Raw genomic sequence first — 26,555 nt, 5'->3', positions numbered from 1 at the left:
ACCAATCGCGGCGGCATCTGGGCATTCTCAAGATCAATTCGGTGCAGCCCCTCCAATTAACCTTTCATTAACCAAACCGGACCACCGTAGATTCACGGCTTGGGGGTCGTTGGTTCTCGATCCGCTTCCGACGATGGAAGCGGGCGTTGATCGGGAGGTGTTTTGATGACCACTGTTCATGTCGCCGCGTCCGGGCCGGACGCACAATTCCTTGCCCCGAACCAGATCGTTCCGCTTCTGATCGGTGCCACCGTCGACGAGGTCGAGCGTGAGCTCGTGATCCAGACGCTGGCGCGCTGTGACGGCAACCGCACGCGCGCCTCGCGCGTGCTCGGCCTTTCCGTACGCACGCTGCGCAACAAGATCAGGCTCTATGCCGCCTCCGGCATCGACGTGCCCGCCTGTCAGGATTAGCGCACGACATCAATCGGCCAGCGACGGCGCGCTGCGCAGCCACGCGCGATCGATGAGGCGGCCGCTCGCGCCGCCGATTGATGTTGATCAAGCCTGGCACGATGCGCGGGCAGAATTGCTGCTGTCGTCAAACGCCGCTAAGTAGCTTGCTCCAGGTGAAGGGAGCGGTGGCGTGGCAGACGACCAGGGACGACGGCCGGGGCCTCAGGGGCCTCGCGGGCGGCAAGGCGAGCCGGGACGGCCGGGGCCACAGGGGCATCCGGGCCGGCGCGGCCCCGACGGCGCACGCGGCAAGCCCGGGCCGCAGGGCAAGCCGGGCCCGGTCGGGAAGGCCGGGCCGCCCGGCAAGCCCGGTCCGCAAGGCAAACAGGGCGAAGCCGGTCCGCGTGGGCCAGCCGGCGCACCGGGACCTGCCGGGCCGCAGGGACCGGCGGGGCCGCAAGGCCCGCGCGGCGAGCCGGGTCCGCCCGGCCAATTGCCGTCGATCGAGCAGGTGCTGCCCTGGCTCGACCAGCTCTTCGATGCCTGGGACGAACGCCGCCGCCAACGCGAGCGCGAAGCCGCCGAGCGCGAAGCGCTCGAAGCCGCCGTCCAGGAGACCGACGAGGCAATCGTCGATGACGAGAGCGATGATGGCGACGATCACAGGAAGAAAAAGAAGAAGCAGGGCAAGGATAGCCGACGGGTCTAGTCGGGCCGATCCTCGCGCCGCGGCAGCATGCCCATGCGCTCGAATTGCCAGCGCATGGCGCGATACCAGAAATAGCCGACCGCCGCGCCGCACAGGGCGAGGATGATCACGTTCGCGCTCGAGAACGAGCCGCCCCACCACATCATCCACGCGGTCCACAGCAGCGTGAAGACGATGGCACCTGCTTTCAAAGGAAGAAGGGGGTGGCTCATGTCGTGCTCCGGGCGATCAAAACCCCGGCCGCCACCATCGCAAGCCGAGGCAGCAGATACCGTGAGCCAGATCACGGAGCACGCTGCCTGACCTCACGTACCGAAGCGCAGCCGCGAACGCTCTTTCGCCTTCTCCGCCTCAACCTCGCGGTCGCGCGCCGGCGCGTTCGTATGCAGCGAGGTCAGGAGTTTTCGCGCCGCCTCGGAGACCTCGGCCACCGCACGATCGAACGCCGCCTCGTTGGCCTGCGATGGCTTGTTGAAACCCGACAGCTTTCGCACGAATTGCAGCGCGCTGGCGTGGATCTCATCCTCCGTCGCCGGCGGCTCGAAGTTGAACAGCGTCTTGATGTTGCGGCACATGCACTTTCTCCCGGCGTTTTCCTTAAGACGAAGGTCCGAGCCGAAATCCTACATCCGCCTTCTCGCTTCTGCGACCAACTTGGTGGATGCGCCACAAGCTGATCTCGCAGCGCATCATAAGCGGGGGGCGCCGGCATCGCATATTATTTGAGCATGCATTGCAGTGACGGCTCAGGCTTAATCCGTGCCAACGATAGGGAAAGACGCGCAGGACAATCGCGCGCCCATGGCACGATACGCGACGAGGAGGATCGCATGCACAGGCTCGCACTGTGCGTTTGGTTGGTTGCGACGACAGCACTGGCAAACGTTGCGTTCGCGCGCGACAATGGCCAATACGACCACGTTCCGCCCGACATCCGCGCCTGGTTCAAGAGCGTGATCGCGCCGAACGGGGTTCCCTGCTGCGACATCTCCGATGGCCATCGCACCGAGTATGACGTGCGCAATGGCGCTTATTGGGTGCCGATCGAGGGACAATGGATCGAGGTGCCCGGACGCGCCATCATCCGCGACCAGGGCAATCCGATCGGCCAGGCCGTGGTGTGGTACGTCCACCACCGCGGCTCCATCATCATCAGCTGCTTCGTGCCGGCGGATGCGGTGTAACGCGCCTTGGTGATTTCCATTGGCTGGCGACGGCCCGATCGGGTAGCTTGAAGCCCAGCTGAAGCGGAGGCACGCCGTTGACCGATCTTAGCGCCGAAGACCTCGCCACCATCTATGCTATGCCGAGCCCGCGCGTGATCGCGAAGGCACGGCCCGCGATCGATGCGCATGCGAAGAAATTCATCGAGATGTCGCCATTCTGCGTGCTCGCGACATCGGGAGCGGACGGCAGCGTCGACGCTTCGCCGCGCGGCGGCGGCATCGGCTTCGTCCGCGTCGCCGGCTCCAACCAGCTGCTGATGCCCGACCGCTCCGGCAACAACCGCATCGACAGTTTTCGCAACGTGGTCGAAGGCTCAGGCTTCGTGCATTTGCTGTTCTTCGTGCCGGGCATCGAGGAGACGCTGCGCGTCGGCGGCCGCGGCACGCTGTCGGCCGACCCGGATCTGCTCGCCTCGATGGTGGAATTCGGCAAGCCGCCGCGCGCGGTGCTGAACGTCGCGGTCAGCGAGGTCTATTTCCATTGCGGCAAGGCGCTGATGCGCTCGAAGCTGTGGGGGTCGGAGAAGGTGCAGCGCTCGGTGATGCCGAGCATCGTCACGGTCATTCACGAGCAGACCGGCCTCGGCGAACCGGCGAGCCAGGAGGCCGTGGAAGAGCTCTACAAGACGCAGCTGTAGCCAAGAGCGGTTCCGCAAAACGAAGCGTCGTGCGGCAACACGTGGATGGCCGGGGTCAAGCCCGGCCATGACGATGGAGGGAGCCAGGCCCGAGTTTAGTGCCCCTCGCCCTCGAGCCCGCCGACATGCTTCTGGGTGTAGAGCTCAAGGCCGATGCGGCCGATCAGATCGAGCTGGGTCTCGAGGAAGTCGATGTGGTGCTCCTCGTCGCTCATCAGCTTCTCGAACAGGTCGCGTGTGACATAGTCCTTGGCGCTGTGACAGTAGGTCGCCGCTTCCTGATAGAGCGCCCGCGCGCTCATCTCGGCGGCGAGATCGCACTCGATGATCTCCTTGACGTTCTGGCCGATGCGCAGGGGATCGAGCACCTGCATGTTCGGAAAGCCGTCGAAGAACAGGATCCGCTCGGTGAGCTTGTCGGCGTGCTCCATCTCCTCGATGGATTCCTTGCGCCAGACCTTGGCCATGTCCAGCAGGCCCCAATTGTCGAGGAAGCGGTAATGCAGCCAGTACTGATTGATCGCAGTCAGCTCGTGACGCAGCGCCTTGTTGAGATAGTCGATGACTTTTGCGTCGCCCTGCATGGTTCACTCCAGCTCTTGCAGTCCAAATCGGTCCCAAACCGAGTTTAGAACGCTTCTAAATCACTTTGCGAGCGAGAGCAACCGGCTACGGGAACCCAGCCGGGGAAAAGCTCAGCCGGAATTGCGGAAGTTTTCAGCAGGCCGCGAGGGCGAACTCGGCGGGTTCGGCGGTCTCGTCGTTGGCGGCCACGGTGTGGCTATGCGGGCAGCCGGCGCAGCAGGACTGCGCACAGGGGCCGAGCGCTTCGTCGATGATACTCTTGATCGTCCGGGCGCAGCGCCCGCATTCGGCGCTGCAGCCGAGACAGCCATAGACCTGTTTGGCATGCCGCACGGCGTCGTCGGACTCGGCGACGGCGGCGCGGATATCATCATCGCTCAGCACGTTACAGGAACAAACGATCATGGAAGCGGCAGGCCCTTCGGTGATGCGCCATCATCGATATTTAACAGGCCGGCCGGATGCAAAAGGAAAAACAGGTATTTGAAGCTATTCCAAACTGGCCTGATCAAAGCCTAGAACGGCTCTAAATCAAGCTCTTGCGCTGGATCAAGATTGTAGCCCACTAGTCGCCGCCACCGCCGCCTCCTCCTCCGCCGTCGCCACCGCCTCCGCAGTCGCCGCCGCTACTGCTGCTATCGCTGCTGGAACAGCTTGCGCCGTCGCCAGAGCTCCCCGAACTGCCGCCGGAAAACCAGCTTCCCAGCGAGAAGCCGTCATTCGTCCCGGAATAGGTGCTCTCCCCGCTACTCCCTCCGTGGCTGCCGGCGGTAGCGCGGGAGCGCCGTGCGCGGTTCTGGAGATGTGCGATCCAGCCGTAGCCGACCGCGAAAACGATCCCGGCCGCAATCAAAGCATTAACCATCGCGTTGCCCATCATCGTCTCCCGGTGGGACCCATACCAATTGGTCGTCTCCGGCAAAGGTGCCGTTCATTGATCATTCAAGCGGAATATGGAACCTTGCGGCCCAAAGGTTCCCGCGTGTTCGTCTGAAAGGTCAAGCAATGAAGAAGTCGCTCCTGGCGGTCGCTGCCGTCGCCATTCTGGCCCTGACGGCCGGAACGCCGGCCCATGCCCAGCGCGGTGTCGCGGCAGGCGTGGCCGCCGGGATCATCGGCGGCGCCCTTGTCGGCGGCGCGCTGGCTTCTCCGTATTATTACGGGCCTAGCTATGGCTACTATGGGCCGGGCTACTACCCGCCGCGCTACTACGCCCCGGGTCCAGGCTATGTTGCCGACGACTATTACGGCGGCTGCGTCTGGCAGAAGCAGCGCTTCTGGGATGGCTATGCCTGGCGCGTCCGTCGCGTCCGAGTCTGCGGCTGAGGCGCGCCAAGCCGGTTCACTACGGATGCGCCGTTCATCTCAGGGCCTGAAAAAGACCGCTTTTTCTCGTCACAGCTCCGTGTGCGTTTACCGTGGATTGACCATTTGCGCGCTTCCTAGCTGCAGGGCCAATTCCATCAGAGTGTGCGTGAACCTTTGAAACCCGGGCGCCTCTAGCAGGAGGAACCCATCTCCCAGGAGAGCCAAGAGCATGAACAAGACTTTAGTTGCCGCCCTCACGGTCGCGACGGTCGCCGGTTCGCTGGTGACCGCCGCTCCGTCCGCGAAGGCCCATGACGGCGTCGGCGCCGGTATCGCAGCCGGCCTGATCGGTGGCGCCATCGTCGGCGGCGCCATCGCCTCCAGCCGTCCGGCCTATGGCGGCCCCGTTTACATCGCCGAGCCCCCGCCGCCCGCGCCCTGCTACTGGCGCCGCGAGCGCTATTGGGACGGCTACGGCTGGGTCAGCCGTCCGGTTCGCGTTTGCTACTGATCTGATTGCCTGGCGCATGCGCGCCGCGATCGGAAAGCCCGGCCGAGAGCATTGGCCGGGCTTTTTGTTTGCGCACGCTAAAGCGCGATGCGGTTAGGATGAAGCGTCATCGCGCTTTAGGTTATTGTTTGAGCATGATCTTTTCGGAAAACCGCTTCACACTTTTCCGGATCATGCTCTATCGCGCCGCCTGGATCGAACGCAGCACCTCTTCGCTCGGCCAGCAATCGAGCTTGAGGCCCGCCGACTTCTGATAGGCGCCAAGCGCCGCACGGGTCTGCATGCCGGCCTTGCCGTCGATCTTGTCCTTGTAGAGCCCGATCCGCGTCAGCTCGCGCTGCATGGTCTCGACGTCCTTGGTGCGCAATTGCTTCGAGGCGGACCAGGGCGTTGCGAACGGCAGCGGGCTCGTCATGCGGTCGCTGAGATGGCCGACGAACAGCACGTAGAGATCGGAGAAATTGTATTCCTTGATGACGAAGTAATTCTTCGTGGTCAGGAATGACGGGCCGTAGATGCCTTCGGGCTGGAGCAGCGAGGCCGGCTGCGCCTGCTCGGCGGCGCTGAGCTTTTGGCCGCGTACCGGGACAAAACCCTCGCGCAGCCATTGGCCGATCGGCTTCGTCACCTCCGGCACGCCCGTCGTGCAATCGACCTTCGCCGGCGCCTGCACCTCGTAAGCCCAGCGCACGCCGCTCTGCCAGCCCTTGTTGACGAGCTGCTGCGCAGCCGAGGCCAGCGCATCTGGCACCGAGTGCCAGATGTCGATGCGGCCATCGCCGTCGAAATCGACGCCATGCTTGTAATATTCGGACGGCAGGAACTGGGTGAGGCCGGTCGCGCCGGCCCAGGACGAGCGCATGTCCTTGCGCGTGACGACGCCTTCATCGAGGATCTTGAGCGCGGCAATGAACTCGTTGCGATACTGATCCTTTCGGCGTCCGACATAGGCCTGCGTCGCCAGTACGCGCACCAGATCGTAGGGCAACGTGTGCCGGCCATAGTCTGTCTCGCGGCCCCAGATGGCGAGCATGACGGTCGCCGGCACCCCGGACTTCTTCTCGATCTCGTCCAGCGAGGTACGATGCTTTTGGAGCAGCCGCTGCCCCTCGCCTGCAAGCCGCGCGATCGAGGCTTCCTTGACGTAGTCGGCCGGCACCTGCACGAACTCGGCCTGCGACGGCGCACCCGTTGCCGGCCGCCCGGGCAAGAGCAGATCGGGCAGCTTGTAGTCGGGCTCCAGCCCGCGCGTTTGCGCATCGAACGTTGCGCGCGAAACGCCGGCCTGTTGGGCCTCCGGCCACAACGAGGCGATGAACTGGGTGAAAGCGGCGTCGGCAGCACGGACGGGCGACCAGCTGCAGGCGATGACGATCCCCGCAGCGATGAGCGCCCGTCGCATCATGCCGCCATCACCGCGTCAGCTTCTTGTACTTCACGCGGTGCGGGATGATGCTGTCCTGGCCGAGCCGGCGCATCTTGTCCTTCTCGTAGTCCTGGAAATTGCCTTCGAACCATTCGACGTGGCTCTCGCCCTCGAAGGCGAGGATGTGCGTCGCGATGCGGTCGAGGAACCAGCGATCGTGGCTGATGATGACCGCGCAGCCGGCAAAATCCTCCAGCGCCTCTTCGAGCGCGCGCAGCGTATCGACGTCGAGGTCGTTGGTCGGCTCGTCGAGCAGCAGGACGTTGGCGCCGGACTTCAGCATTTTCGCCAGATGCACGCGGTTGCGTTCACCGCCCGAGAGCGCGCCGACCTTCTTCTGCTGGTCCGCGCCCTTGAAGTTGAACGACGAGCAATAGCCGCGCGAGTTGACTTCCTTCTTGCCGAGCAGGATCAGTTCGTTGCCGCCAGAGATCTCCTCCCACACGGTCTTCTTGCCGTCGAGCGCGTCGCGCGACTGGTCGACGTAGCCGAGATGCACGGTCTCGCCGACCGTGATCGTGCCGGAGTCCGGCTTCTCCTGAGCGGTGATCATCCTGAACAACGTGGTCTTGCCGGCGCCGTTGGGACCGATCACGCCGACGATGCCGCCGGGCGGCAGCTTGAAGGTGAGGTTGTCGATCAGGAGACGATCGCCAAAGCCTTTGCTGAGCCCCTCGAAATCGACCACGTTGGCGCCGAGCCGCTCGGCCACTGGAATGATGATTTGCGCGGTCTGGGTCTGCTTCTCGCTCGCCTTCTTCAGCAGCTCCTCATAGCGCTGGTAGCGCGCCTTCGACTTGGCCTGGCGGGCCTTCGGCGACGAGGCGACCCATTCCTGCTCGCGCGCGAGCGTCTTCTGGTGCGCCGCATCCTCGCGGCCCTCCTGCTCCAGACGCTTCTGCTTCTGCACCAGCCAGGACGAGTAATTGCCCTCGTACGGGATGCCGCGGCCGCGATCGAGCTCGAGGATCCAGCCCGTGACGTTGTCGAGGAAGTAGCGGTCGTGGGTGACGATCAGGATCGCACCGGGATAGTTGCGCAGGTGCCCTTCCAGCCACGACACGGATTCCGCGTCGAGATGGTTGGTCGGCTCGTCCAGCAGCAAGAGTTCGGGCTGGTCGAGCAGCAGGCGGCACAGCGCGACGCGGCGGCGCTCACCGCCCGAGAGTTTCGTCACGTCGGCATCGTCGGGCGGACAGCGCAGCGCGTCCATGGCCTGGTCGACCTTGCTGTCGAGATCCCACAGGCCCTGGGCCTCGATCTCGTCCTGCAGCTTGGTCATCTCGTCGGCGGTCTCGTCCGAATAGTTGACCGCGAGCTCGTTGTAACGGTCCAGGATCGCCTTCTGCTTGGCGACGCCCTGCATGACGTTTTCGCGCACGGTCAGCTTGGAATCGAGCTGCGGCTCCTGCTCGAGATAGCCGACGCGGGCGCCCTCGGCGACCCAGGCCTCGCCGGTGTATTCCTTGTCGAGACCGGCCATGATCTTGAGCAGGGTCGACTTACCCGAGCCGTTGACGCCGAGCACGCCGATCTTGGCGTCCGGGTAGAAGCTCAGATGGATGTTATCGAGCACCTTCCGGGTCGGGTAGCTCTTGGTCAGGCCCTGCATGAAATAGATGAACTGGCGCGCCATCGGTCCCGTGAAACCTTCGATTTGAGGAAATTTGCTTCGCCAGCGATGTAGCGATCCCGCCCCCAAAGGGCAACGTTTTCCGTCCGTTCACCACGGATGAATACGGTCAGGAAACCATCCGGCCACCGATCCGGACAATTGAAACCATCTTTTAATAAATCAGGCCAAAGCTCGGTTTCGCGCGGAAACAGCGCCACCCGCTCAGAACGAACGGGGAGCACAGCGAGGCCGCATCATGGCTCTGATCGAGACCCATTCTCTTCCTGTTCCGGCAGGAGCCGGGCGCGACTCCGGGTTCGCCTCGGAGATCAAGGCCTTCTGGAAGCGCTTCTTCGTCACCGCCTTCAATCCCTACCGGCCCGAACTGCATTACATGCGCGGCCCCGGCCCCGCCTGGCGCGCCAAGCACGGCATGGATGCACCGTTCCGCCTGAAGCCCCGCGACGTCTGAGCGTATCGGACTTTTGAAGACGCAGGCTGCTTGCGCGCCGGCGCGATTGCGCGCAAACCATGGCCAGGTTCCGATGACGGCGCCCGCCTGGCGCCTTCACCTCTCGCCATGGATGAACGCTGATGAGCCGGCTGCGCTGCGCAATCCTCGACGACTATTTCAATCTCGCCCTCGACGTCGCCGACTGGCCGAAATTGTCGGATCGCGTCGACGTCACCGTGTTCAGCCATCCCTTCGCCTCCGAGCAGGCCGCAGCCAGTGCGCTCACCGACTTCGAAATCATCTGCGCGATCCGCGAGCGCACGGCGTTTCCCAAGAGCCTGTTCGATCGCCTGCCGAAGCTGAAGCTGCTGCTGACCTCGGGCATGCGCAACGCTGCGATCGACATCGAGGCCGCGAAAGCGCGCGGCATCGCCATCGGCGGCACGCAATATTCCCGCGATCCGACGGCGCCGCTCACGATGGGCCTGATCCTGGAATTGACCCGCGGCATCGGCCGAGAGAACGCGCGCATGCATGCGGGCGAGTCCTGGCAGACATTTGCCGGAGTCGAGATCGAAGGGCTGACGCTCGGCGTCGTCGGGCTCGGCAAGCTCGGCAGCAAGATGGCGGGCATTGCGAAGGCGTTCGGCATGAACGTGATCGCCTGGAGCCCGAACCTCACCGCGGAGAAATGTGCGGCGGCCGGCGTCGGCTACGCCTCCAAGGAGGAGCTGTTCGCCAAGGCCGACATCGTCACCATCCACGTGGTGCTGAGCGAGCGCTCGCGTGGCCTCGTCAGCCGCGCGGATCTTGCGCGGATGAAACCGACGGCCTTCCTGGTCAATACCGCGCGCGGGCCGATCGTGGATGAGCAAGCGCTGCTGGACGCTTTGCAGCAGCGCAAGATCGCAGGCGCCGGCCTGGACGTGTTCTCGGTCGAGCCGCTGCCGGTCGACCATCCCTTCCGCAAGCTCGACAATCTCGTGCTGACGCCGCATCTGGGCTACGCCACCACGGATGGTCTGCGCATCCATTACGGCCAGATGGTCGAGGCGATCGACGCCTTCACCAAAGGCGGCGAGCTGCCGCGGAAGCTGGCCTAAAACGAAAAGGGCGTGCCGACGGCACGCCCTTCGCAATCTCATCGAGTTGAGGCCCTCAGCGCACGGTGACCGGCGCGGGCAGCGGCGGCACAACGGTGGGCTGCGTCCCCGGGACCGGGCCCGCCTGGGCGGACATCGGAGCCGGCCCGGCAGCGCTCTGCGTCGGCGCGGCGGAGGCCGTCGCCGTTCCCGGCGGCGGACCACCCGGCATCACGACAACGCGGGTGCCGACCTTGACGCGCTCGAACAGGTCGGAGACGTCCTCGTTCAGCATGCCGATGCAGCCGGAGGAGACGAACTTGCCGATGGTCGAGGGCTGGTTGGTGCCGTGGATGCGGTAGACGGTCGAACCTAGATACATCGCGCGGGCGCCGAGCGGATTACCCGGGCCGCCGGCCATGAAGCGCGGCAGATAGGGCTGACGCTCGATCATCTCGGTCGGCGGATGCCAATCCGGCCACTCGGCCTTGCGGGTGATCTTCTGCACGCCCGTCCAGGTGAAGCCGTCGCGGCCGACTCGGACGCCGTAGCGGATCGCACGGCCGCCTCCGAGCACGTAATAGAGGTAGGTGTTGGGCGTATCGACCACGAGCGTGCCGGCCGGCTCCTTGGTCTGGAACGCGACCTCCTGACGGCGCAGGTTCGGCGGCAGCTGCACCGGCGCGGCATCGGGCTGCTCCTCGGGCGGCAGCGCGGCCAGGGTCACCGGGCGGCCATCCGTGCCCACGGGCGGCTGTCCGGCCTGGACCGTCCCAGTCGCGGAGGGACCGCCCACAGACTCGGGCGGACGCAGGCCATCGTTGGCGGGCGATTGCTGAGGCGGACGGTCGGCGTAGATCACCGCCGGCGGACCGGCGGGGCGGCCGTAGCGGGGATCGTCGGGCGACATCACGGGGCCCTGCGGCGCGGCCGAATAGACCGGCGGGGCGCCAGCCGGGCGCCCATAGCGCGGATCATCCGGCGACATCACCGGACCTTGCGGCGGGGCGGCCGAATAGACCGGAGGCGCGCCCATCGGACGACCGTAGCGCGGATCGTCGGCCGGACCGGGCGGGGGCAGCGAGGCATGCGGCATCGCCTCGTCGTCTTCGTCGAGCGCGTCGAAATTCGGCATGCGGTCACCGGGCCGATATTCGGCCGGTGCGCCATAGCTTGGCACCTGCTGGATCGGATAGCTCTGAGCCTGAGCGAGCGAGGTTCCCGCCGCAGCGACTGTTGCGGCAGCGCATATCGTCAGAAAGTGTTTGATCATCATCGCTCTTGTATAGTCCCCAAGCCCGACCGGACCGTTAACGGCCAGATGACGGAAGATAGCGGCACATTCAAGACATATCAGGCGTATTTGCGCCGGATTTGCCGATTTGTGATCCGCAAGACTACCGTTGCCCCGTTGCATCACGGGGCTGAAATCGTATCGCGCCTTCGATTGGCGCGATGGTCGACCGCGATTTTAACGGAACGATGCGGAGACGTTGCGATATGGTCGAATCAGCCTGATTCGCCACCTTTTTGAGCTCCGATCCCGCGTGGCGAACGCGGCAAGCAGTACCGTCACCGCGTTCAGATGGCTCTTGAGCCCCGGCCACTCCGCCGCCGGGGCGGAAATTCGCAATCGCTCAATGCTTCCCGGCTTTCGCTTCCTGTTTGCCGCGATCCTGCTGTCAACCTCCATCCTGGTGTTCGGCCTAGGGGCCGCCGCTCTGCTCCGGGCGACCCATCAGCAATATGTCAACAACCCCGGCTGGCGGAACGGGCCGCAGGAGCAAATGTTTGCGCAGGCGCCCGAGCCGGCCCAGCCGGTGCTCGCGGTGCTGCGGACCGAGCCGGAGCCACCTGCCGAGACCACGCCATCGCTGCGCGACCAGGTGCCGACCATCGCTCTGCCCCTGAGCGAGCCCGAACAGGTTGCTGCACTGACGACCGAGACCGACGTCCAGCCCGAGGCCGCCGCGCCCCTGGCTGAAGTGCCGGCCATCGAAGCAGCCAAGCCCGAACCGACCGCGACGGCCGCAGCGCCGGCTTCCATCGATACGCTGACCCCCGCCGACACCACGGCCGGGATTCCCGAGGCCCAGCCTGCCGCAATCGCCAGCGAGCCGGAACCAGCTGACCCGGCCCTCGCCGCCGCGGCGCTCGATGTCGCCTCCGCAAGGCTCGCTGCGCTGAACGCCGCCACAGCGGCGACGGACGCGCCGGCGAAGGTCAAGGCCGAGAGCAGCAAGGCCGAGAGCACCAAGTCGGACAGCAAGGCGACCAAGCGCAAGGCGAAAGCCAAGAAGCGAGCCCGCGTGGTGCGGCGCCCGCCGCCTCAGCAGTTGCAGCAGCAGCTCGATCCGTTCGGTCAGCAGCAGCCGGCCTTCGCGACAACGACGACCGCACGCACGCGGTGATCTTACTTCTTCACCTCTCCCCGCTTGCGGGGAGAGGTCGGAATACGCGCGTCGCGCGGATTCCGGGTGAGGGGGTACAGGTCCGTCGATAGTCTCATCGTGTGGAGAGAGGCCCCTCACCCCAACCCTCTCCCCGCAAGAACGGGGCGAGGGAGCGCACCGTCATCGTGGCTGCAACCTCAAGCCGGGCCGGTCGCGATGGCCGGGCCGCCGGCCTGGCCCCATTCCGACCACGAGCCGTCATAAAGCGCGGTGTCGGTGATGCCGAGGCGGTAGAGCGCGAGCGTCAGCACGCCGGCCGAGACGCCGGAGCCGCAGCTCGTCACGATCGGCGCATCCAGCTTGACGCCGGCATTGGTGAAGGCGGCACGGAGCTCGTCGAGCGGCTTCATCTCGCCGGTCGCGGCGTCGAACAGCAGATTGTAGGGCACGTTGCGGGCGCCGGGGATGTGACCGGAGCGGATGCCCGGGCGCGGCTCGGGCGCGCGGCCTTCGAAGCGATCGGCGGCGCGCGCGTCGATCACCTGCTCGTTGCGGCTTTCGACATTGGCGATCAGTTGCTGCATGCTGCGCACGCGGTTTGCGTCATAGCTCGCCGTGAAGGTCGTCGGCTTCGGCTTGACCTCGCCGCTCTCGGTCGCGCGTCCCTCAGTGCGCCACTTCTTCAGACCGCCATTGAGAATGCGCACGTTGCTGTGGCCATAGGACAGGAACATCCACCACGCACGCGGCGCTGCGACCCAGCCGCCGGCATCATAGAGCACGACGGTGTCCGCGTTGGAGATGCCGAGATTGCCGACGTCGCGGCCGAACTGCTCGGCGCTCGGAAACATGTGCGGCAGCGGGTTGGAATGATCCGACACCGCATCGACGTCGAAGAACACGGCGCCCGGCAGATGCGCGGCGAGATAGTCGTCCTTCGGCAGCGGCAGCACGCCCGGCAGCTTGAAGCTGGCGTCGAGGATCTTGACGTTGGCATCGCCGATGTGAGCGGCGAGCCATTCGGTGGAGACGAGGGGGTCGGTGGCGGTGGTCATTGAAGCATTCTCCGTTGGTCATTCCGGGGCGTGCGAAGCACGAGCCCGGAATCCATCGTGCCTCAGACTCTGTGGATCAATGGATTCCGGGCTCACGCTTCGCGTGCCCCGGAATGACGGGTGGAGAGGGCAAGGCCCTCACCCCTTCTTCTTCGGCTCCCACTTCTCCGTGGGCCCGCCGGCATCGCGCCAGGCTGCGTAGCCGCCGGCGATGTGGGCGACGGGCTTGAGGCCCATGTCCTGCGCGGTCTTGGCGGCGAGCGCGGAGCGTAAGCCCCCGGCGCAGTGGAACACGAACTTCTTGTCTTCCTGGAAGATCGGTTTTGCGTACGGGCTCTGCGGGTCGATCCAAAATTCGAGCATGCCGCGGGTGCAGGCGAAGGCGCCGGGGATGCGGCCGTCGCGCTCGATCTCGCGGGGATCGCGGATGTCGACGATGACGACGTCGCCGTTCCTGGATATCTCGATGGCGTCCTTGGCGGTGAGCGTCTCGATCTCGGCATTGGCCTCGTCGATCAGCGCCTTGATGCCGCGGGTGATGGTCTGGGGCACGTGCTTCTCCCTCTTGTTGTCATTCCGGGGCGCGCGTAGCGCGAGCCCGGAATCTATTCCTCTACATGCACTGCGGCCCGATGGATTCCGGGTTCGCCCTTCGGGCGCCCGGAATGACGACGGGAGGCATCAATGCGTCAATTCCTTCATCGCGGCTTCCAGCCCCTCGATCGTGATCGGATACATCCGATTGGCGAAGATGCGCTTGATGATGGTGGTGGATTCCGAATAGTCCCAGTGCTTCTGCTGCACCGGGTTCAGCCACACCGTATGCGGATAGGTGCGGATGATGCGGTCGAGCCAGACCGAGCCGGGCTCCTCGTTGACGTGTTCGACCGAGCCGCCGGGCACCATGATCTCGTAAGGCGACATCGAGGCATCGCCGACGAACACGACCTTGTAGTCGTGCGGGTATTTGTGCAGCACGTCCCAGGTCGGCGTGCGGTCGGTGAAGCGGCGCTTGTTCTGCTTCCACACGCCCTCATAGAGGCAATTGTGGAAGTAGAAATACTCCATGTGCTTGAACTCGCTCTTCGCCGCCGAGAACAGCTCCTCGACCTGCTCGATATGCGCATCCATCGAGCCGCCAATGTCGAAGAACACCAAGAGCTTCACCGCGTTGCGCCGCTCGGGTCGCATGTGCACGTCGAGATAGCCGTGATTGGCGGTCTCGCGGATGGTGGTGTCGAGATCGAGCTCGTCGGGCGCGCCGGTGCGGGCGAATTTGCGGAGGCGCCGCAGCGCCACCTTGATGTTGCGGATGCCGAGCTCGACATTGCCGTCCAAATCCTTGAACTCGCGCTTGTCCCACACCTTCACGGCGCGGTTGTTGCGGTTCTTCTCCTGGCCGATCCGCACGCCCTCGGGGTTATAGCCGTGCGCGCCGAACGGCGAGGTGCCGGCGGTGCCGATCCATTTCGAGCCGCCCTGGTGCCGCCCCTTCTGCTCCTCGAGGCGCTTCTTCAAGGTCTCCATGAGCTTGTCCCAGCCCATGGCCTCGATCTGCTTCTTCTCTTCCTCCGTCAGGTACTTTTCGGCGAGCTTCTTCAGCCACTCCTCGGGGATCTCCGCCTTCTCCATGGCGTCGAGCAGGCTTTCCAGCCCCTTGAACACCGTGCCGAAGACGCGGTCGAACTTGTCGAGATTGCGCTCGTCCTTCACCAGCGAGGCGCGGGACAGATAGTAGAAATTCTCGACCGTATAGTCCGCAAGGTCGGCGTCGAGCGCCTCCATCAGCGTGAGGTATTCGCGCAGCGTCACGGGGACCTGCGCATCGCGCAGAGAGGTGAAGAATTGCAGGAACATGGGTGACAGATTGCCCGTCGGGTGGCGAACGTCAAGGGGCGGAGGCCGCTGCGGGACGCTGGACCGGCAGGCATTTTGCTCTAGAATTGCCGGCCTCAAGGGGTTGTTTGGGGGACGTTTGCAATGGGAATTCTCGCAGCGCTGATCATCGGCGCCATCGCCGGCTGGCTTGCGGGCAAGATTGTCCACGGGGCGGGATTTGGGCTGGTCGGCAACATCGTCGTCGGCATCATCGGCGCGCTGGTGGCGAGCTGGGTTCTGCCACAGCTGCACATCCAGCTGGCAACGGGCACAATCGGCGCCATCGTCAACGCCACGATTGGCGCGGTGATTGTGCTCGTCATCCTTTCGCTGATAAAACGGGTCTGAAAGCCTGACCGAACCAGGAACGGCCGCCGCGAGCGGCCGTTCGCTTGTCGTGACCGAGGCCATTGATACTGACAATGCCTCGCGACGACGACCAACAAGGACGCGCAATGAAATTTACCGGCACCAAGGACTACGTTGCGACCGATGACCTCAAGGTCGCCGTCAACGCTTCGATCGTGCTCGAGCGCCCGCTCCTGGTGAAGGGCGAGCCCGGCACCGGCAAGACGGTGCTGGCGGAGGAAGTGGCGAAGGCGCTGAACGCGCCGCTGCTGACCTGGCACATCAAGTCCACCACCAAGGCGCAGCAGGGCCTCTACGAATACGACGCGGTGTCGCGCCTGCGCGACAGCCAGCTCGGCGATGCGCGCGTATCCGACATCCGGAACTACATCAAGCGCGGCAAGCTGTGGGACGCCTTCACCAGCGAGCAGCGCCCGGTGCTCCTGATCGACGAGATCGACAAGGCCGACATCGAATTCCCCAACGATCTGCTGCTCGAGCTCGACCGCATGGAATTCCATGTCTACGAGACCGGCGAGACGATCAAGGCGAAGCAGCGCCCGATCATGATGATCACCTCCAACAACGAGAAGGAGCTGCCCGACGCGTTCCTGCGCCGCTGCTTCTTCCACTACATCAAGTTCCCCGACGCCGACACGATGGGCCGCATCATCGACGTGCACTTCCCCGGCATCAAGAAGCGCCTGGTCGAGGAAGCGCTGCGCATCTTCTTTGAGGTGCGCGAGGTCCCGGGCCTGAAGAAGAAGCCGTCGACCTCGGAGCTGCTCGACTGGCTCAAGCTGCTGCTCAACGAGGACATGAGCGCCGAGCAGCTGCGCGAACGCGACCCGCGCAAGCTGATTCCACCGCTGCACGGCGCGCTGCTCAAGAACGAGCAGGACGTGCATCTGTTCGAGCGGCTGGCGTTCTTGAGCCGAAGGGAAGTGTAGGCACGCCGTAACGCCTCGCACGGTGCCGTAGGGTGGGCAAAGGCGCATAGCGCCGTGCCCACCATTCCTCCGTGATGGATGCAGATCGTGGGCACGCTTCGCTTTGCCCACCCTACGATATCGAGTGTGTCGCGAGCAGCCTCCCGATCCCGTCATTGCGAGCGCAGCGAAGCAATCCAGTATCCCTCCACCGCAGTAGTCTGGATTGCTTCGCTGCGCTCGCAATGACGGAGCAAGGGGCAACGGCGTCGTTCTCCGACTCGCATCTCTATTGCAGACACAGCTTCGCAGCCTCGCGGCTCATCTCGCCCGAGCTTTGCTTCATTCCATCGCCTCTTCCGAACAAAGAGGGCGCAGGGAAGACCGGGTGCCGACGGGCACCCGCGGTCCGCTGCGCGAAAAGCACACGCAGAGAAACCGCACAGCAGCATACAGGTGTCGCCGATCACTCGGCCTTCCCTGCGCGATGGTCGGACGGCTTATGCCGTGCTCTCCCGGGAGCCGAATTCCTTCTGGCCTCCCTCGCCCCGCGAATTGACGATGCCGTCTGCCCGGTTGGGCTCGCGCGCATCTCCGCAAAGGGCTTGACCGTAGCAACGACGGCCAGGACCACACGGTTTTGCCGTACGCAGCTCATCCGGCTTCGCCAAGAGGCTTCGCCGGACTTCAGCGCCGCTCGTCTGCACGGGGCCTCGGGCTCACAGGGACTACCCGCCCTGCCCGCGCCTCTCGCGCACGACGCTGCCGCGTCCACCGCAACCCGGCCCGCGTTTCGAACGACTCGCGAACCGCCCCTCTTTCGTGAGCCGGGCTGTTTCGATCTATGCCGCAATTCCGAATTTCGGTAAAGTGGAATATTTTTGCGAGACGGGGTTGACGATGCGGCGGGTGTTTTGCCCGACGGGCTACGGGCCGTGAAGCGTCGCCGCCCACTCCAGCGCCGGCAGCACCGTGCCTACGAGCAGACCATATGAGAAGGCCTTTTGAACTGGTGTGGGCCGAGGAAACCATCCTATTCCGCCCATGAAGTACATTATCGCCCAGAGGCCGGCAAAGAGGGTCCAATCGCGCCAGCCCACGCGGAGCAGCAGACCGAGCGGAATAGCGGTGCAGAGAAAGACGATGCCGCAGATGGCAATCTGGCCAACGGATTGCCGCTCAGCGCCGGATTGGGGCATTTGGCGTTTTGCCTATCGGTGAAGCGCGTAGGGCGGATTGGCCGAAGGCGTAACCGCCACGGCTCGTTTTCACATCGAAAGAAACGGTGGGTTACGCCTACGGCCGCGCTTCGCGCCGCCGCTGGCTAACCCACCCTACGAAGATATCACGCCACCGCTGCGTCCGGAATCCTTGCGGCTTCCAGCGGCTGCTTACCGCGGATGAGGTCGGAGGCGCGGTCGGCGATCATCATCGTCGACGCATTCAAATTTGCCGAGATCATGCGCGGCATGACGGAAGCGTCGATGACGCGGAGGCCTTCGAGGCCGTGGACGCGGAGGTGGTCGTCGACCACCGCCCAGGTGGAATCCGCCGGGCCCATGCGGCAGGTGCAGCCGGGGTGGAAGGTGGTGGTGCCGCGCTCGGTGGCGGCGTGCAAAAATTCGTCGTCGGTGTTGACGTTGGGGCCGGGGAAATCTTCGTAGGCGTAATAGGGCGAGAGCGGCGCACTCTTCAATAGGCGCCGCGCCAGCTTCATGCCGCCGACGATGACGCGGCGGTCGAGCTCGGCGTCGAGATAATTGGTCTGGATGATCGGCGGCGCGAACGGATCGGATGAGCGGATCCGGACATAGCCGCGGCTCTCCGGGCGCTGCTGCCAGGACGCCACGGTCATGCCGGGCTCGTCCTCGAGCTGGCCCTGCACGCCCTCCTTGTAGCTTGCCGGCGTGAAGGTGAGCTGCAGGTCGGAGCTCTCCGCGCTCTCGCCGGAATGCCAGAAGCAATAGACCATGGTCGGCGACAGCGACAGCAGGCCGCGGCGCGCGGTGGCCCATTTCGCCGCCTCGACCCAGAGACGCCAGCCGCGGCGAAGCTCGTTGATGGTCTTGATGTCCTTGACCCGCGCCACCGTGCGCGGGGCATAATGGTCCTGCAGGCCCTCGCCGACCGGTAGCGCGTGACGCACGGCAATGCCGTGCTGCTGCAATAGGTCCGGCGAGCCGATGCCGGAGAGCTGCAGCAGCTGCGGCGAATTATAGCTGCCGCCGGAGAGGATCACCTCCTTGTTGGCGTGCACTTCGACAGGATGGCCGCCGCGGCCGCCCTTCATGTAGCGCACGCCGACGGCGCGCTTGCCCTCGAAGATGATCTCGGTCGCGTGCGCATGCGTATGCACATGCACGTTGGGCCGCTTCATCGCCGGCTTGAGGAACGCGGTCGCGCCGGAGACGCGCAGGCCGTTGTTGATGGTGCGCTGGCAGTAGGAGACGCCTTCCTGGGTCTTGCCGTTGTAATCGGGATTGCGGGGAATGCCGAGCGAGACCGCGCCTTCCATGAAGGCCTCGCAGAGCGGATCGCGCCAGTTCATGGTGGTGACGATGAGGTTGCCGTCGCGGCCGCGATAGGTCTCCTCGCCCTCGCCGATCCGCTTCTCCAGTCGGCGGAAATAGGGCAGCACGTCGGCATAGCCCCAGCCGCGATTGCCCATCTGCGCCCAGGTGTCGAAATCCATGCGCTGGCCGCGATTGTAGATGTGGCCGTTGATCGAGGACGAGCCGCCCAGCGTCTTGCCGCGCGGCGCATAGATGCTGCGCCCGCCGGTCCACGGACCGGGCTCCTGCTGATAGGCCCAGTTGATGCTCTTCATGTGGAAGGTCTTGATGAAGCCGGCCGGCAGATGGATGTAGGGGTGCCAGTCGGACGGGCCCGCCTCGAGCACGCAGACACTGGTGTTCGGATCCTCGCTGAGCCGGCTGGTGAGCACGCAACCGGCGGAGCCCGCGCCGACGATCACATAATCAAATCTATCCATGGTCCCTCGGCCGCCCCTAGCGCGGCTTGTCGTTGAGTTGAAATTCGAGATGCGCCTGCACCGTCGGCCATTCGGCGGCGGTGATGCTGTAAACGACGGTATCGCGCAGCGTGCCGTTCGGCGCGATCTGATGGCTGCGCAGGATACCGTCCTGCTTGGCGCCCAGGCGCTCAATGGCGCGGCGGCTCTGGTGGTTGAAGAAGTGCGTGCGGAACTCGACCGCGATGCAGTTCAGCGTCTCGAAGGCATGGCGCAGCAGCAGCAGCTTGCACTGCGTGTTGAGCGGGCCGCGCTGCGCGCTCTTGCCATACCAGGTCGAGCCGATCTCGACGCGGCGGTTGGCGGCGTCGATGTTCATGTAGGTGGTCATGCCGACGATCTTGCCGCCGGCATCGAACACGGTTAAGGGCAGCATCGAGCCCGCGGCCTGCAGGCCTAAGCGGCGGTCGATCTCCTTGCCCATGTTCTCCGGCAGTGGGATTGCGGTGTACCACAGCTTCGACAGCTCGCCGTCCTTGACCGCCTCGACCAGCCCTTCGCGATGGTCATGCGACAGCGGCTCGAGACGGGCATGCTGTCCGCGCAGGGTGACGGGATCGGGCCAGGGCATTCTGTCGTTCCTTATGATTGTCATTCCGGGGCGGCTTGAAGAGCCGAACCCGGAATCTCGAGATCCCGGGTTCTATGCTCCGCATAGCCCCGGGATGACAATCGCGTTTTACGCGATTGTCACTTGTTCAGAAAATTCAACGGCAATCCGCCGCGCGGCCAGTCCATGGCGATCAGCTCGCCCTTGCCCGACAGCGTGATGTAGGCGGTCTTCAGCTCGGGGCCGCCGAAGGCGATGTTGGTGGTGACGCGGTCGCCGGTCGGAACCTGTTCCACCAGGGTGCCGTCGGGCGCGATCACCGAGATGCAGCCGGAGACGAGCGTGGCGACACAGACATTGCCGTTCGCTTCCACCGCGAGCGAGTCGAACATCTGGTAGCCGCCAAGGCCGCAGATCGGCTGGCCGCGCTCGCCGCGATAGATCGGATCGCGCGGCTTGAGCGTGCCCGGCGCCGAGAGCTCATAGGCCCAAAGCCGCCCGGTCGGCGTCTCCGCGATGTAGACCGTATTCTCGTCCGGCGACAGGCCGATGCCGTTCGCCGGCAATACGCCATGCACGATTTCGACGATCTCGCTCATGCCGGGCTTGAGGTAATACATGCCGCCGACATCCATCTCGCGCGCGCGCCGCTTGCCGAGGTCGGAGAACCAGAGACCGCCGTGCTTGTCGAAGACGAGGTCGTTCGGCCCGCGCAGATCGTGCGCGCCACATTTGGTCACGACGGTCTCGACCTTGCCGGACTGCAGGTCGACGCGCTGGATCGCGCCGCCGAGATAATCGTCCGGCTGCGGGCCGGGCATGATCATCTTGCCGGCCGGAATCCAGGAGAAGCCGCCATTGTTGCAGACGTAGATCTTGCCGTCGGGTCCGAGCGCGGCGCCATTCGGGCCGCCGGGAATCTTCGCCACGATCTCCTTGCGGCCGTCGGGATAGACGCGCGTCAGGCGCTGTCCCCGGATCTCCACCAGCACCACCGAACCGTCCGGCATCACGACCGGCCCTTCGGGAAATTCGAGGTCGGTGGCGAGAACGCGGACGCTGGACATTGGAGACCCTCCCGGCGGCTTGTTATGGCTTGCACGGGATGTCCGGCTCGGGCCCCCGCAGGCAAGATTTGCCTGCGGTTATGGCAAAGTCGCCGGGGCTTGCCAAGCAAGCGGGACGGTATGCCAGCGTTGCGTGTTACTCTCGCACCGGTATCCAGATTTCAAAGCCGCCATGGCCGGTCGCGGGATCGAATTTCTCGTCATAGCGCTCGAAGTTGGGCGCGTCCGCGGCTTTCAGGCCAGACGCCGGCAGCCATTGATTCCAGATCGTGTTGACGGTGCGCCGGATCGAGGCGACGTGATCCTTGTGCGTGAACACCGCATAGCGCTGCTCCGGAATGCGGATGCGACCGAAGCGGCGCGGCAGGTCGGAGAAATCGGCGACCTCGACGCCGGCAATGTAATCGAAATTGCCGGCATCATCGCCGTTGCAGCAGACGCCGTAGGCGACGTGACCGACCCGCGCGGGGATGTCGGCGACCTCCTGATTGAAGCGCTGCCACAGACCAGGGATCATGGCACCGTTGTCGCAGGAGATGCGCTCGGCGCAACCGGCGACGAGGAAGGCCTTTGCGGTCTCGAAACGCGGTGGGGCAAGATGGTCGAGCATGGTGGAATCCATGAGGATCGGCTCCTGTAGCCTGAGCTGGTTGACGCACGCTGCCGCCCTCACCGCTTCGGGCGTGGTGCCGAATTGGTCGCGGAACGCGCGGGTGAAAGCTTCGTGCGAGCCGTAATCCGCCTCCAGTGCCAGCGACAGGATGTCAGGTGCGCCCTTTGCCAGACTGCGCGCCGCCTCCGTCAGCCGCCGCGCGCGCACGTAGCGCATCACCGGCAGACCGACGGCTGCGGCAAACGCACGCACAATGTGGAACCGCGACACGCCCGAGATCGCAGCGATCTCGTCGAGCGTCATCGGCTCGGCCAGATGGCTCTCGATATACCAGAGCGCGCGCTGGGCTGGATTCATGGCGGTTCAGGCTCTCGTTCGAAGCGCGGTGATGATGCGCCGATCGGCATCACTTTGCTTGATCGGCATTGCTGTCGTTTGCATGAGGATAGCCGGTCAATGGAAGCTGGCAACGCCCCGGTGTTCGTGGCTACACTCGCCGAAACCGCTCACGAGAAAGAGGAACCGGGTCATGGAAATCACCGATGTGCGGGCGCACCATATCCGCATCCCCTATGATGCCGGTGTCGCGAGCTTCCGCCAGGGCGCTTCCGCCATCACGGCGCTCGACATGGTGCTCGTCGAGGTCACGACCGATGCCGGGCTGACCGGCTGGGGCGATGCTTTCGCCTATGTCTGCCCGCGCACGACGCGCAGCGCGGTCGAGGAGATGATCGTGCCGCAGGCCCGCGGGCTGGAGGTGCCCGATGCGGCCGGCATCCCCGCCGTGATGGAGCAGATCCAGCGCAATTTGCATCTGTTCGGCCGCTACGGCATCACCATGTTCGCGATCTCCGGGCTCGATATCGCATTGTGGGACCTCGCCGCGAAGGTCGCGGGCGTGCCGCTGCACCGCCTGCTGGGCGAGATCAGGCGCCCGGCGATCCCGGCTTACGCGAGCCTGCTCCGGATCGGCTCGCCCGACAGCATCGCCGCCGAATGCAGGAAGGCGCTCGCGCTCGGCTATGGCGCGATCAAGCTGCACGAGACCACGACGCCTGCGGTGCTTGCCGCGCGCGAAGCGATCGGTCCGAGGATTCCACTGATGGTCGACATGAACTGCCCGCTGACCGGGGAGCAGGCGATCGCGTTCGCGGCGACATGCCGCGACGCGCAGCCGATGTTCCTGGAAGAGCCGGTCTGGCCGCCGGAAGACTTCGCCACGCTTGCCGAGGTGCGCCGCAAGAGCGGGCTCGGAATTGCCGCCGGCGAGAATGCCTGCACCGAATATCAATTCCGCCAGATGATGGAAGCGGGCGCGGTCAGCCACGCCCAGCCGTCAGTCATCAAGGTCGGCGGCATCACGGAATTCCTGAAGGTCGCAGGCTTGGCCGATCGGCTCGGCATCAGGATCGTGCCGCACTCGCCTTACTTTGGCCCGGGCCTGCTGGCGACGCTGCATCTGCTCGCGACGCGCGACGACGGGCTGGTCGAGATGTTCTATTTAAAGCGCGAAGCCTGCCTCTGGGGCGGCCGCGCCGATGTCGATGCAAGCGGCCATGTCGCGGTGCCGGCGGGTCCCGGGCTCGGCTACGAGCCCGATCGTGGCGTGATGGAGCGATATCGCGTCGCGTGATCGACGCGCCTATTTCGCAGCATCCTTCGCCGGCGGCGCGTCCTGCTTGTTCTTCAGATCCTCAGTGGTCTTCGCCTGCGCGGCCTGGAGATCGAGAAGCGTCTTCTGCAGGCCGGCGATGGCTGTCTTCAGCGCATCGATCTGGCGATTGGCAACATCCAGCTTTTGCTGATGGTCGAGGCTGAGCTTGGTGATCGTCTTCTGCAGGAAGTCGACATTGCTCTGGAGGCAGCTGGTGCGGCGCTCCATGGTTTTCTCGACCGTGCAGATCTCGATGCCGGGCACGTCCTGCGCGAGCACCGGCAGAGGCGCCAGCGCTGCGAGCAGCAACATTGCGAAACAAACTCCGGCGTTTCGAAGCAGCATGAAAGTTCCTCGGCCAGTCGATCACATCAATGTGCGCTGTTTGCGCGCTGCAGCGTGAGGCTACCACACTCGCACCGCATTCTCGCGTTGAGCTTGGGCCCGTTCCCCTGGGACGGGGAGCAGTGAACCGCATGCGGGAGAAGTGGGCGCTCTCCGCGGCTTTGTTTAGGGGAGATTTTTGGAATGGCAACGCGCGATAGACGTTTGGCGGAATTCGACGGCGCCGGAGAACCACCGCCGGGCCTGCCACTTGAAGTGCTGTGCGAGGATCACAGCGGGACATATCAACTGCCGTTCGCCTGCCGCTATGTCGAAGGACGCTGGCAAAACCACGAGGCCGGGATTGCGGTGGAAGCAACCGTGATCGGCTGGCGCCTGCCGCGCCTGAAGCAGCGCGGGGCCGCCTGAAGGCGGTGTCTGTTTCAAAATGCGACGGGGCCGCGCTGCGCTTTAACCTTCGGAACGCGGCCCGAACGAATCACGTCCGAATCAGCCGAAGCGCCTTGTACGCACCTGTTCACGGCTAGATCTCGCTGCGGTTCGGCAGGCGCGCACAATATCTGCGCAGCCGGCCGGATCGCAGGCGCCTGTCGCCGGGTCCAAAGGTTAATTGTTGCAAGGGCATAGCGCCGCGGTCCGCAGCGGAGGGCCGCCGCCCTCGAAACAGGCACAGCCGTGCAACGCCTGCCTAATATTCGACCTCGAGCTCCTCGATCTCGGCCGGCTCCTCCTTCGCCGCCGCGACCCATTCCTGCATCTCGGGCACGGCCATGATGGTGTCGGCATAGGCCTTGAGCGGCGGTGCGAGCTTGACGTCATAGGTCACGAAGCGCGTTACGACGGGAGCGTACATCGCGTCCGCCATGGTGCGCTTCTCGCCAAACAGGAAGGGACCGCCCGATTTCTCCAGGCAATCGCGCCAGATGAACCAGACCCGGTCGATATCGGCCTGCGCCCGCGACCAGATCTTGAAGCCGGGAAAGTGCCCCTTCAGGTTGACCGGCAGTGAGGCGCGCAGCGTGGTGAAGCCGGAATGGATTTCGCCCGAGATCGAGCGGCAATGGGCGCGCTGGATGCGGTCGGCCGGCAACAGGCCGGCGTCCGGCATGACCTCGTTGAGATATTCGGCAATCGCCAGCGTGTCCCAGACCACGGCGCTCTCGTGCCGCAGGCACGGCACCAGGATCGAGGACGACAGCAGCAGGATCTCCGCACGCGCCGACGGATCGTCCGGCGCGGTGACGATCTCCTCGAAATCGAGCCCGGAGAATTTCGTCAGCAGCCAGCCACGCAGCGACCAGGACGAGTAGTTCTTGCTGCTGATGGTCAGTGTCGCCTTCGCCATAGAGCCCTTCCCTCACGCCTGGGCAACGCACCGCCGCGCGTGCGTGCCCGTGATCTGTGCCAACCCGACGGGGCGCAGCAAGCGACATGCCAATTTTCCGGGCGGTCCGGCTCCCGTCTGGCTTCGATATTGCATCACGACAGGAGGCAAGTGGGCGCTTCAGTATGATGTCGATGTATTATCAGGCTTTTCAGAACCACATGGACCTGACGGCGCCATGGCGCGCGGGGGCTTCGTCCGCACTCAAATTCCTCAATCTGGTGCCTCAGGGCTCATCGGACCAAGTGGTCGGCCGGCTTTCGGCCGCGCTGGAGCTGATCTCGCGCTCCACCCTCACCTATGACCGTCCCGCCTACGGCATCGACAGCGTCATGGTGGGCAACCGCGAGGTCGCGGTCAGCGAGGAGATCGCCTACGCGACGCCGTTCGGCTCGCTGCTGCACTTCAGGAAACACGGCGTGGCCGAGCAGCCGCGCATGCTGCTGGTTGCGCCGATGTCCGGACACTTCGCCACGCTCCTGCGCGGCACCGTGAAGACGCTGCTGCAGGACCACGACGTCTACATCACCGACTGGCACAATCCGCGCGACATCCCGCGCAGCGAGGGCCGCTTCGGGCTCGACGACTACACCGAGCACCTGATCGACTTCCTCGGGCAGCTCGGGCCGCGCCCGCACATGGTGGCGATCTGCCAGCCGTCCGTCTCCGCGCTCGCGGCCGCCGCGATCATGTGCGAGGACAACCATCCCTCGCGCCCGGCGACGCTGACGCTGATGGCCGGCCCGATCGACACACGGATCCAGCCGACCAGGGTCAACGAATTCGCCAAGAGCAAGCCGATCGAATGGTTCGAGCGCAATCTGATCAACTACGTGCCGGTGCAGTGCCGCGGCGCCCTGCGCAAGGTGTATCCCGGCTTCGTGCAGCTCACCGCCTTCGTCTCGATGAATCTCGAGCGCCACATCAAGCAGCATCTCGACCTCGCCAACCACATTGCCAAGGGCGAGAAGGAGAAGGCCGCGACCATCAAGACCTTCTACGACGAATATTTCGCCGTGATGGATCTGCCGGCCGAATTCTACATCGAGACCGTGCGCGACGTGTTCCAGGAGCATCTCCTGCCGCAAGGCAAGCTGATGCATCGCGGCCGTCCCGTGAACACCAGGGCGGTCAGCCGCATGGGGCTGATGACGGTCGAGGGCGAGAAGGACGACATCTGCTCGATCGGCCAGACGCTCGCCGCCCAGGACCTCTGCACCGGCGTACGCGCCTATCGCCGCGTCCACCACATGCAGGCCGGCGTCGGCCATTACGGCGTGTTCTCCGGCAAGCGCTGGAACAACGAGATCTATCCGCTGCTGCGGGATTTCGTGCACGTGAATTCGTGAGGCGCACGC

Annotated in this window: 32 protein-coding genes; 14 read left to right on the top strand and 18 right to left on the bottom strand. The window is 64.8% G+C overall.

Annotation, left to right across the window (positions count from 1 at the left end; translation table 11 throughout):
- The first annotated feature begins 165 nt into the window (after positions 1-165).
- Both I6F37_RS13060 and I6F37_RS13055 read left to right on the top strand, forming a co-directional pair.
- Positions 166-414, top strand: a complete 249-nt coding sequence (locus tag I6F37_RS13060) for a helix-turn-helix domain-containing protein (RefSeq protein WP_036013218.1) — start codon at positions 166-168, stop codon at positions 412-414.
- A 172-nt stretch (positions 415-586) separates the two neighbouring features.
- Complete coding sequence (locus I6F37_RS13055; RefSeq protein WP_225151390.1) at positions 587-1,105, top strand: collagen-like protein; 519 nt, start codon at positions 587-589, stop codon at positions 1,103-1,105.
- On the opposite strand, the gene I6F37_RS13050 is transcribed toward I6F37_RS13055, so the two are convergent.
- Both I6F37_RS13050 and I6F37_RS13045 read right to left on the bottom strand, forming a co-directional pair.
- A complete protein-coding gene (locus I6F37_RS13050) occupies positions 1,102-1,317 on the bottom strand; it encodes a hypothetical protein (protein WP_225151388.1) in 216 nt (71 codons plus the stop codon). The two genes, I6F37_RS13055 and I6F37_RS13050, sit on opposite strands and share 4 nt — an antisense overlap.
- Positions 1,318-1,410: 93 nt before the next feature.
- Positions 1,411-1,680, bottom strand: a complete 270-nt coding sequence (locus tag I6F37_RS13045) for a DUF2277 domain-containing protein (protein ID WP_036013210.1) — start codon at positions 1,678-1,680, stop codon at positions 1,411-1,413.
- Positions 1,681-1,935: 255 nt separating this feature from the next.
- Here I6F37_RS13045 and I6F37_RS13040 point away from each other — a divergent pair, with 255 nt between their 5' ends.
- A complete protein-coding gene (locus tag I6F37_RS13040; protein WP_036013289.1) occupies positions 1,936-2,289 on the top strand; it encodes a hypothetical protein in 354 nt (117 codons plus the stop codon).
- 77 nt (positions 2,290-2,366) lie between these two features.
- Positions 2,367-2,969, top strand: coding sequence for an MSMEG_1061 family FMN-dependent PPOX-type flavoprotein (locus tag I6F37_RS13035; RefSeq protein ID WP_225151386.1), 603 nt, complete (start codon positions 2,367-2,369; stop codon positions 2,967-2,969).
- Between the two features lie 95 nt (positions 2,970-3,064).
- Here the strand turns inward: I6F37_RS13035 and bfr are convergent, their stop codons facing one another.
- The 3 genes from bfr to I6F37_RS13020 form a co-directional block, all read right to left on the bottom strand.
- Complete coding sequence (bfr, locus tag I6F37_RS13030; RefSeq protein WP_036013205.1) at positions 3,065-3,553, bottom strand: bacterioferritin; 489 nt, start codon at positions 3,551-3,553, stop codon at positions 3,065-3,067.
- A gap of 133 nt (positions 3,554-3,686) precedes the next feature.
- Positions 3,687-3,959: a bacterioferritin-associated ferredoxin gene (locus I6F37_RS13025; protein WP_036013202.1), complete on the bottom strand. Its 273-nt coding sequence runs from the start codon at positions 3,957-3,959 to the stop codon at positions 3,687-3,689.
- A gap of 160 nt (positions 3,960-4,119) precedes the next feature.
- Positions 4,120-4,434: a hypothetical protein gene (locus I6F37_RS13020; protein ID WP_225151384.1), complete on the bottom strand. Its 315-nt coding sequence runs from the start codon at positions 4,432-4,434 to the stop codon at positions 4,120-4,122.
- 125 nt (positions 4,435-4,559) lie between these two features.
- Between I6F37_RS13020 and I6F37_RS13015 the strand changes: the two genes are divergently transcribed.
- Both I6F37_RS13015 and I6F37_RS13010 read left to right on the top strand, forming a co-directional pair.
- Entirely contained in the window at positions 4,560-4,880 is a 321-nt protein-coding gene (locus I6F37_RS13015; protein ID WP_036013200.1) for a hypothetical protein, read from the top strand.
- Positions 4,881-5,091: 211 nt separating this feature from the next.
- Positions 5,092-5,373, top strand: a complete 282-nt coding sequence (locus I6F37_RS13010) for a hypothetical protein (RefSeq protein ID WP_036013199.1) — start codon at positions 5,092-5,094, stop codon at positions 5,371-5,373.
- A gap of 178 nt (positions 5,374-5,551) precedes the next feature.
- Here the strand turns inward: I6F37_RS13010 and I6F37_RS13005 are convergent, their stop codons facing one another.
- A complete protein-coding gene (locus I6F37_RS13005; protein WP_225151382.1) occupies positions 5,552-6,778 on the bottom strand; it encodes a lytic murein transglycosylase in 1,227 nt (408 codons plus the stop codon).
- A 7-nt stretch (positions 6,779-6,785) separates the two neighbouring features.
- Complete coding sequence (gene ettA / locus I6F37_RS13000; RefSeq protein WP_036028509.1) at positions 6,786-8,435, bottom strand: energy-dependent translational throttle protein EttA; 1,650 nt, start codon at positions 8,433-8,435, stop codon at positions 6,786-6,788.
- 235 nt (positions 8,436-8,670) lie between these two features.
- Here ettA and I6F37_RS12995 point away from each other — a divergent pair, with 235 nt between their 5' ends.
- Together I6F37_RS12995 and I6F37_RS12990 are read left to right on the top strand one after the other, a co-directional pair.
- Positions 8,671-8,886, top strand: a complete 216-nt coding sequence (locus I6F37_RS12995) for a hypothetical protein (protein ID WP_036013194.1) — start codon at positions 8,671-8,673, stop codon at positions 8,884-8,886.
- Between the two features lie 122 nt (positions 8,887-9,008).
- Positions 9,009-9,971 (top strand): D-2-hydroxyacid dehydrogenase family protein, encoded by a 963-nt coding sequence (locus tag I6F37_RS12990; protein ID WP_225151381.1) that lies wholly within the window; start codon positions 9,009-9,011, stop codon positions 9,969-9,971.
- Positions 9,972-10,026: 55 nt separating this feature from the next.
- Here I6F37_RS12990 and I6F37_RS12985 read toward each other — a convergent pair whose 3' ends face one another.
- Positions 10,027-11,223 (bottom strand): L,D-transpeptidase, encoded by a 1,197-nt coding sequence (locus tag I6F37_RS12985; RefSeq protein WP_036013287.1) that lies wholly within the window; start codon positions 11,221-11,223, stop codon positions 10,027-10,029.
- Between the two features lie 367 nt (positions 11,224-11,590).
- Here I6F37_RS12985 and I6F37_RS12980 point away from each other — a divergent pair, with 367 nt between their 5' ends.
- Complete coding sequence (locus I6F37_RS12980) at positions 11,591-12,361, top strand: hypothetical protein (RefSeq protein ID WP_225151379.1); 771 nt, start codon at positions 11,591-11,593, stop codon at positions 12,359-12,361.
- A 179-nt stretch (positions 12,362-12,540) separates the two neighbouring features.
- Here I6F37_RS12980 and sseA read toward each other — a convergent pair whose 3' ends face one another.
- From sseA to I6F37_RS12965, 3 genes are all read right to left on the bottom strand, one after another.
- Complete coding sequence (gene sseA / locus I6F37_RS12975; protein ID WP_036013189.1) at positions 12,541-13,398, bottom strand: 3-mercaptopyruvate sulfurtransferase; 858 nt, start codon at positions 13,396-13,398, stop codon at positions 12,541-12,543.
- 138 nt (positions 13,399-13,536) lie between these two features.
- On the bottom strand, positions 13,537-13,950 hold the full coding sequence (locus I6F37_RS12970) for a rhodanese-like domain-containing protein (RefSeq protein ID WP_036013188.1): 414 nt from the start codon (positions 13,948-13,950) through the stop codon (positions 13,537-13,539).
- A gap of 129 nt (positions 13,951-14,079) precedes the next feature.
- The gene (locus I6F37_RS12965) at positions 14,080-15,255 is read right to left on the bottom strand and encodes a VWA domain-containing protein (protein ID WP_036013185.1); all 1,176 of its coding nucleotides are present in this window, start codon (positions 15,253-15,255) and stop codon (positions 14,080-14,082) included.
- A 123-nt stretch (positions 15,256-15,378) separates the two neighbouring features.
- Between I6F37_RS12965 and I6F37_RS12960 the strand changes: the two genes are divergently transcribed.
- Both I6F37_RS12960 and I6F37_RS12955 read left to right on the top strand, forming a co-directional pair.
- Positions 15,379-15,624, top strand: a complete 246-nt coding sequence (locus I6F37_RS12960; RefSeq protein ID WP_036013183.1) for a GlsB/YeaQ/YmgE family stress response membrane protein — start codon at positions 15,379-15,381, stop codon at positions 15,622-15,624.
- A gap of 107 nt (positions 15,625-15,731) precedes the next feature.
- Entirely contained in the window at positions 15,732-16,574 is an 843-nt protein-coding gene (locus I6F37_RS12955; protein ID WP_036013181.1) for a MoxR family ATPase, read from the top strand.
- Between the two features lie 905 nt (positions 16,575-17,479).
- Here the strand turns inward: I6F37_RS12955 and I6F37_RS12950 are convergent.
- From I6F37_RS12950 to I6F37_RS12930, 5 genes are all read right to left on the bottom strand, one after another.
- Entirely contained in the window at positions 17,480-17,752 is a 273-nt protein-coding gene (locus I6F37_RS12950; protein WP_036013178.1) for a hypothetical protein, read from the bottom strand.
- Positions 17,753-17,898: 146 nt separating this feature from the next.
- Positions 17,899-19,545 carry a GMC family oxidoreductase gene (locus tag I6F37_RS12945; RefSeq protein WP_036013175.1) on the bottom strand — a complete coding sequence of 549 codons (1,647 nt, stop codon included), beginning with the start codon at positions 19,543-19,545 and terminating at the stop codon, positions 17,899-17,901.
- 16 nt (positions 19,546-19,561) lie between these two features.
- Positions 19,562-20,155 carry a GNAT family N-acetyltransferase gene (locus I6F37_RS12940; RefSeq protein ID WP_036013172.1) on the bottom strand — a complete coding sequence of 198 codons (594 nt, stop codon included), beginning with the start codon at positions 20,153-20,155 and terminating at the stop codon, positions 19,562-19,564.
- A 119-nt stretch (positions 20,156-20,274) separates the two neighbouring features.
- On the bottom strand, positions 20,275-21,201 hold the full coding sequence (locus tag I6F37_RS12935) for an SMP-30/gluconolactonase/LRE family protein (protein WP_036013170.1): 927 nt from the start codon (positions 21,199-21,201) through the stop codon (positions 20,275-20,277).
- Positions 21,202-21,337: 136 nt separating this feature from the next.
- Entirely contained in the window at positions 21,338-22,171 is an 834-nt protein-coding gene (locus I6F37_RS12930) for an AraC family transcriptional regulator (RefSeq protein WP_036013167.1), read from the bottom strand.
- A gap of 172 nt (positions 22,172-22,343) precedes the next feature.
- On the opposite strand from I6F37_RS12930, the gene I6F37_RS12925 reads away from it, so the two are divergent.
- Entirely contained in the window at positions 22,344-23,447 is a 1,104-nt protein-coding gene (locus I6F37_RS12925; protein ID WP_036013165.1) for a mandelate racemase/muconate lactonizing enzyme family protein, read from the top strand.
- 9 nt (positions 23,448-23,456) lie between these two features.
- Here the strand turns inward: I6F37_RS12925 and I6F37_RS12920 are convergent, their stop codons facing one another.
- On the bottom strand, positions 23,457-23,813 hold the full coding sequence (locus I6F37_RS12920) for a hypothetical protein (protein WP_225151377.1): 357 nt from the start codon (positions 23,811-23,813) through the stop codon (positions 23,457-23,459).
- Positions 23,814-23,996: 183 nt separating this feature from the next.
- Between I6F37_RS12920 and I6F37_RS12915 the strand changes: the two genes are divergently transcribed.
- A complete protein-coding gene (locus tag I6F37_RS12915) occupies positions 23,997-24,221 on the top strand; it encodes a hypothetical protein (RefSeq protein ID WP_036028537.1) in 225 nt (74 codons plus the stop codon).
- A gap of 280 nt (positions 24,222-24,501) precedes the next feature.
- Here the strand turns inward: I6F37_RS12915 and I6F37_RS12910 are convergent, their stop codons facing one another.
- Entirely contained in the window at positions 24,502-25,158 is a 657-nt protein-coding gene (locus tag I6F37_RS12910; protein WP_225151375.1) for a glutathione S-transferase family protein, read from the bottom strand.
- Positions 25,159-25,322: 164 nt separating this feature from the next.
- Here I6F37_RS12910 and I6F37_RS12905 point away from each other — a divergent pair, with 164 nt between their 5' ends.
- Entirely contained in the window at positions 25,323-26,546 is a 1,224-nt protein-coding gene (locus I6F37_RS12905; RefSeq protein ID WP_085969180.1) for a polyhydroxyalkanoate depolymerase, read from the top strand.
- Positions 26,547-26,555 lie beyond the last annotated feature (9 nt).

The sequence above is a fragment of the Bradyrhizobium sp. NBAIM08 genome (assembly GCF_020193935.1).
Lineage (GTDB): Bacteria > Pseudomonadota > Alphaproteobacteria > Rhizobiales > Xanthobacteraceae > Bradyrhizobium > Bradyrhizobium yuanmingense.
Note: the sequence above shows the minus strand (reverse complement) of the source record. Positions and strands in the feature narration are given on the sequence as shown.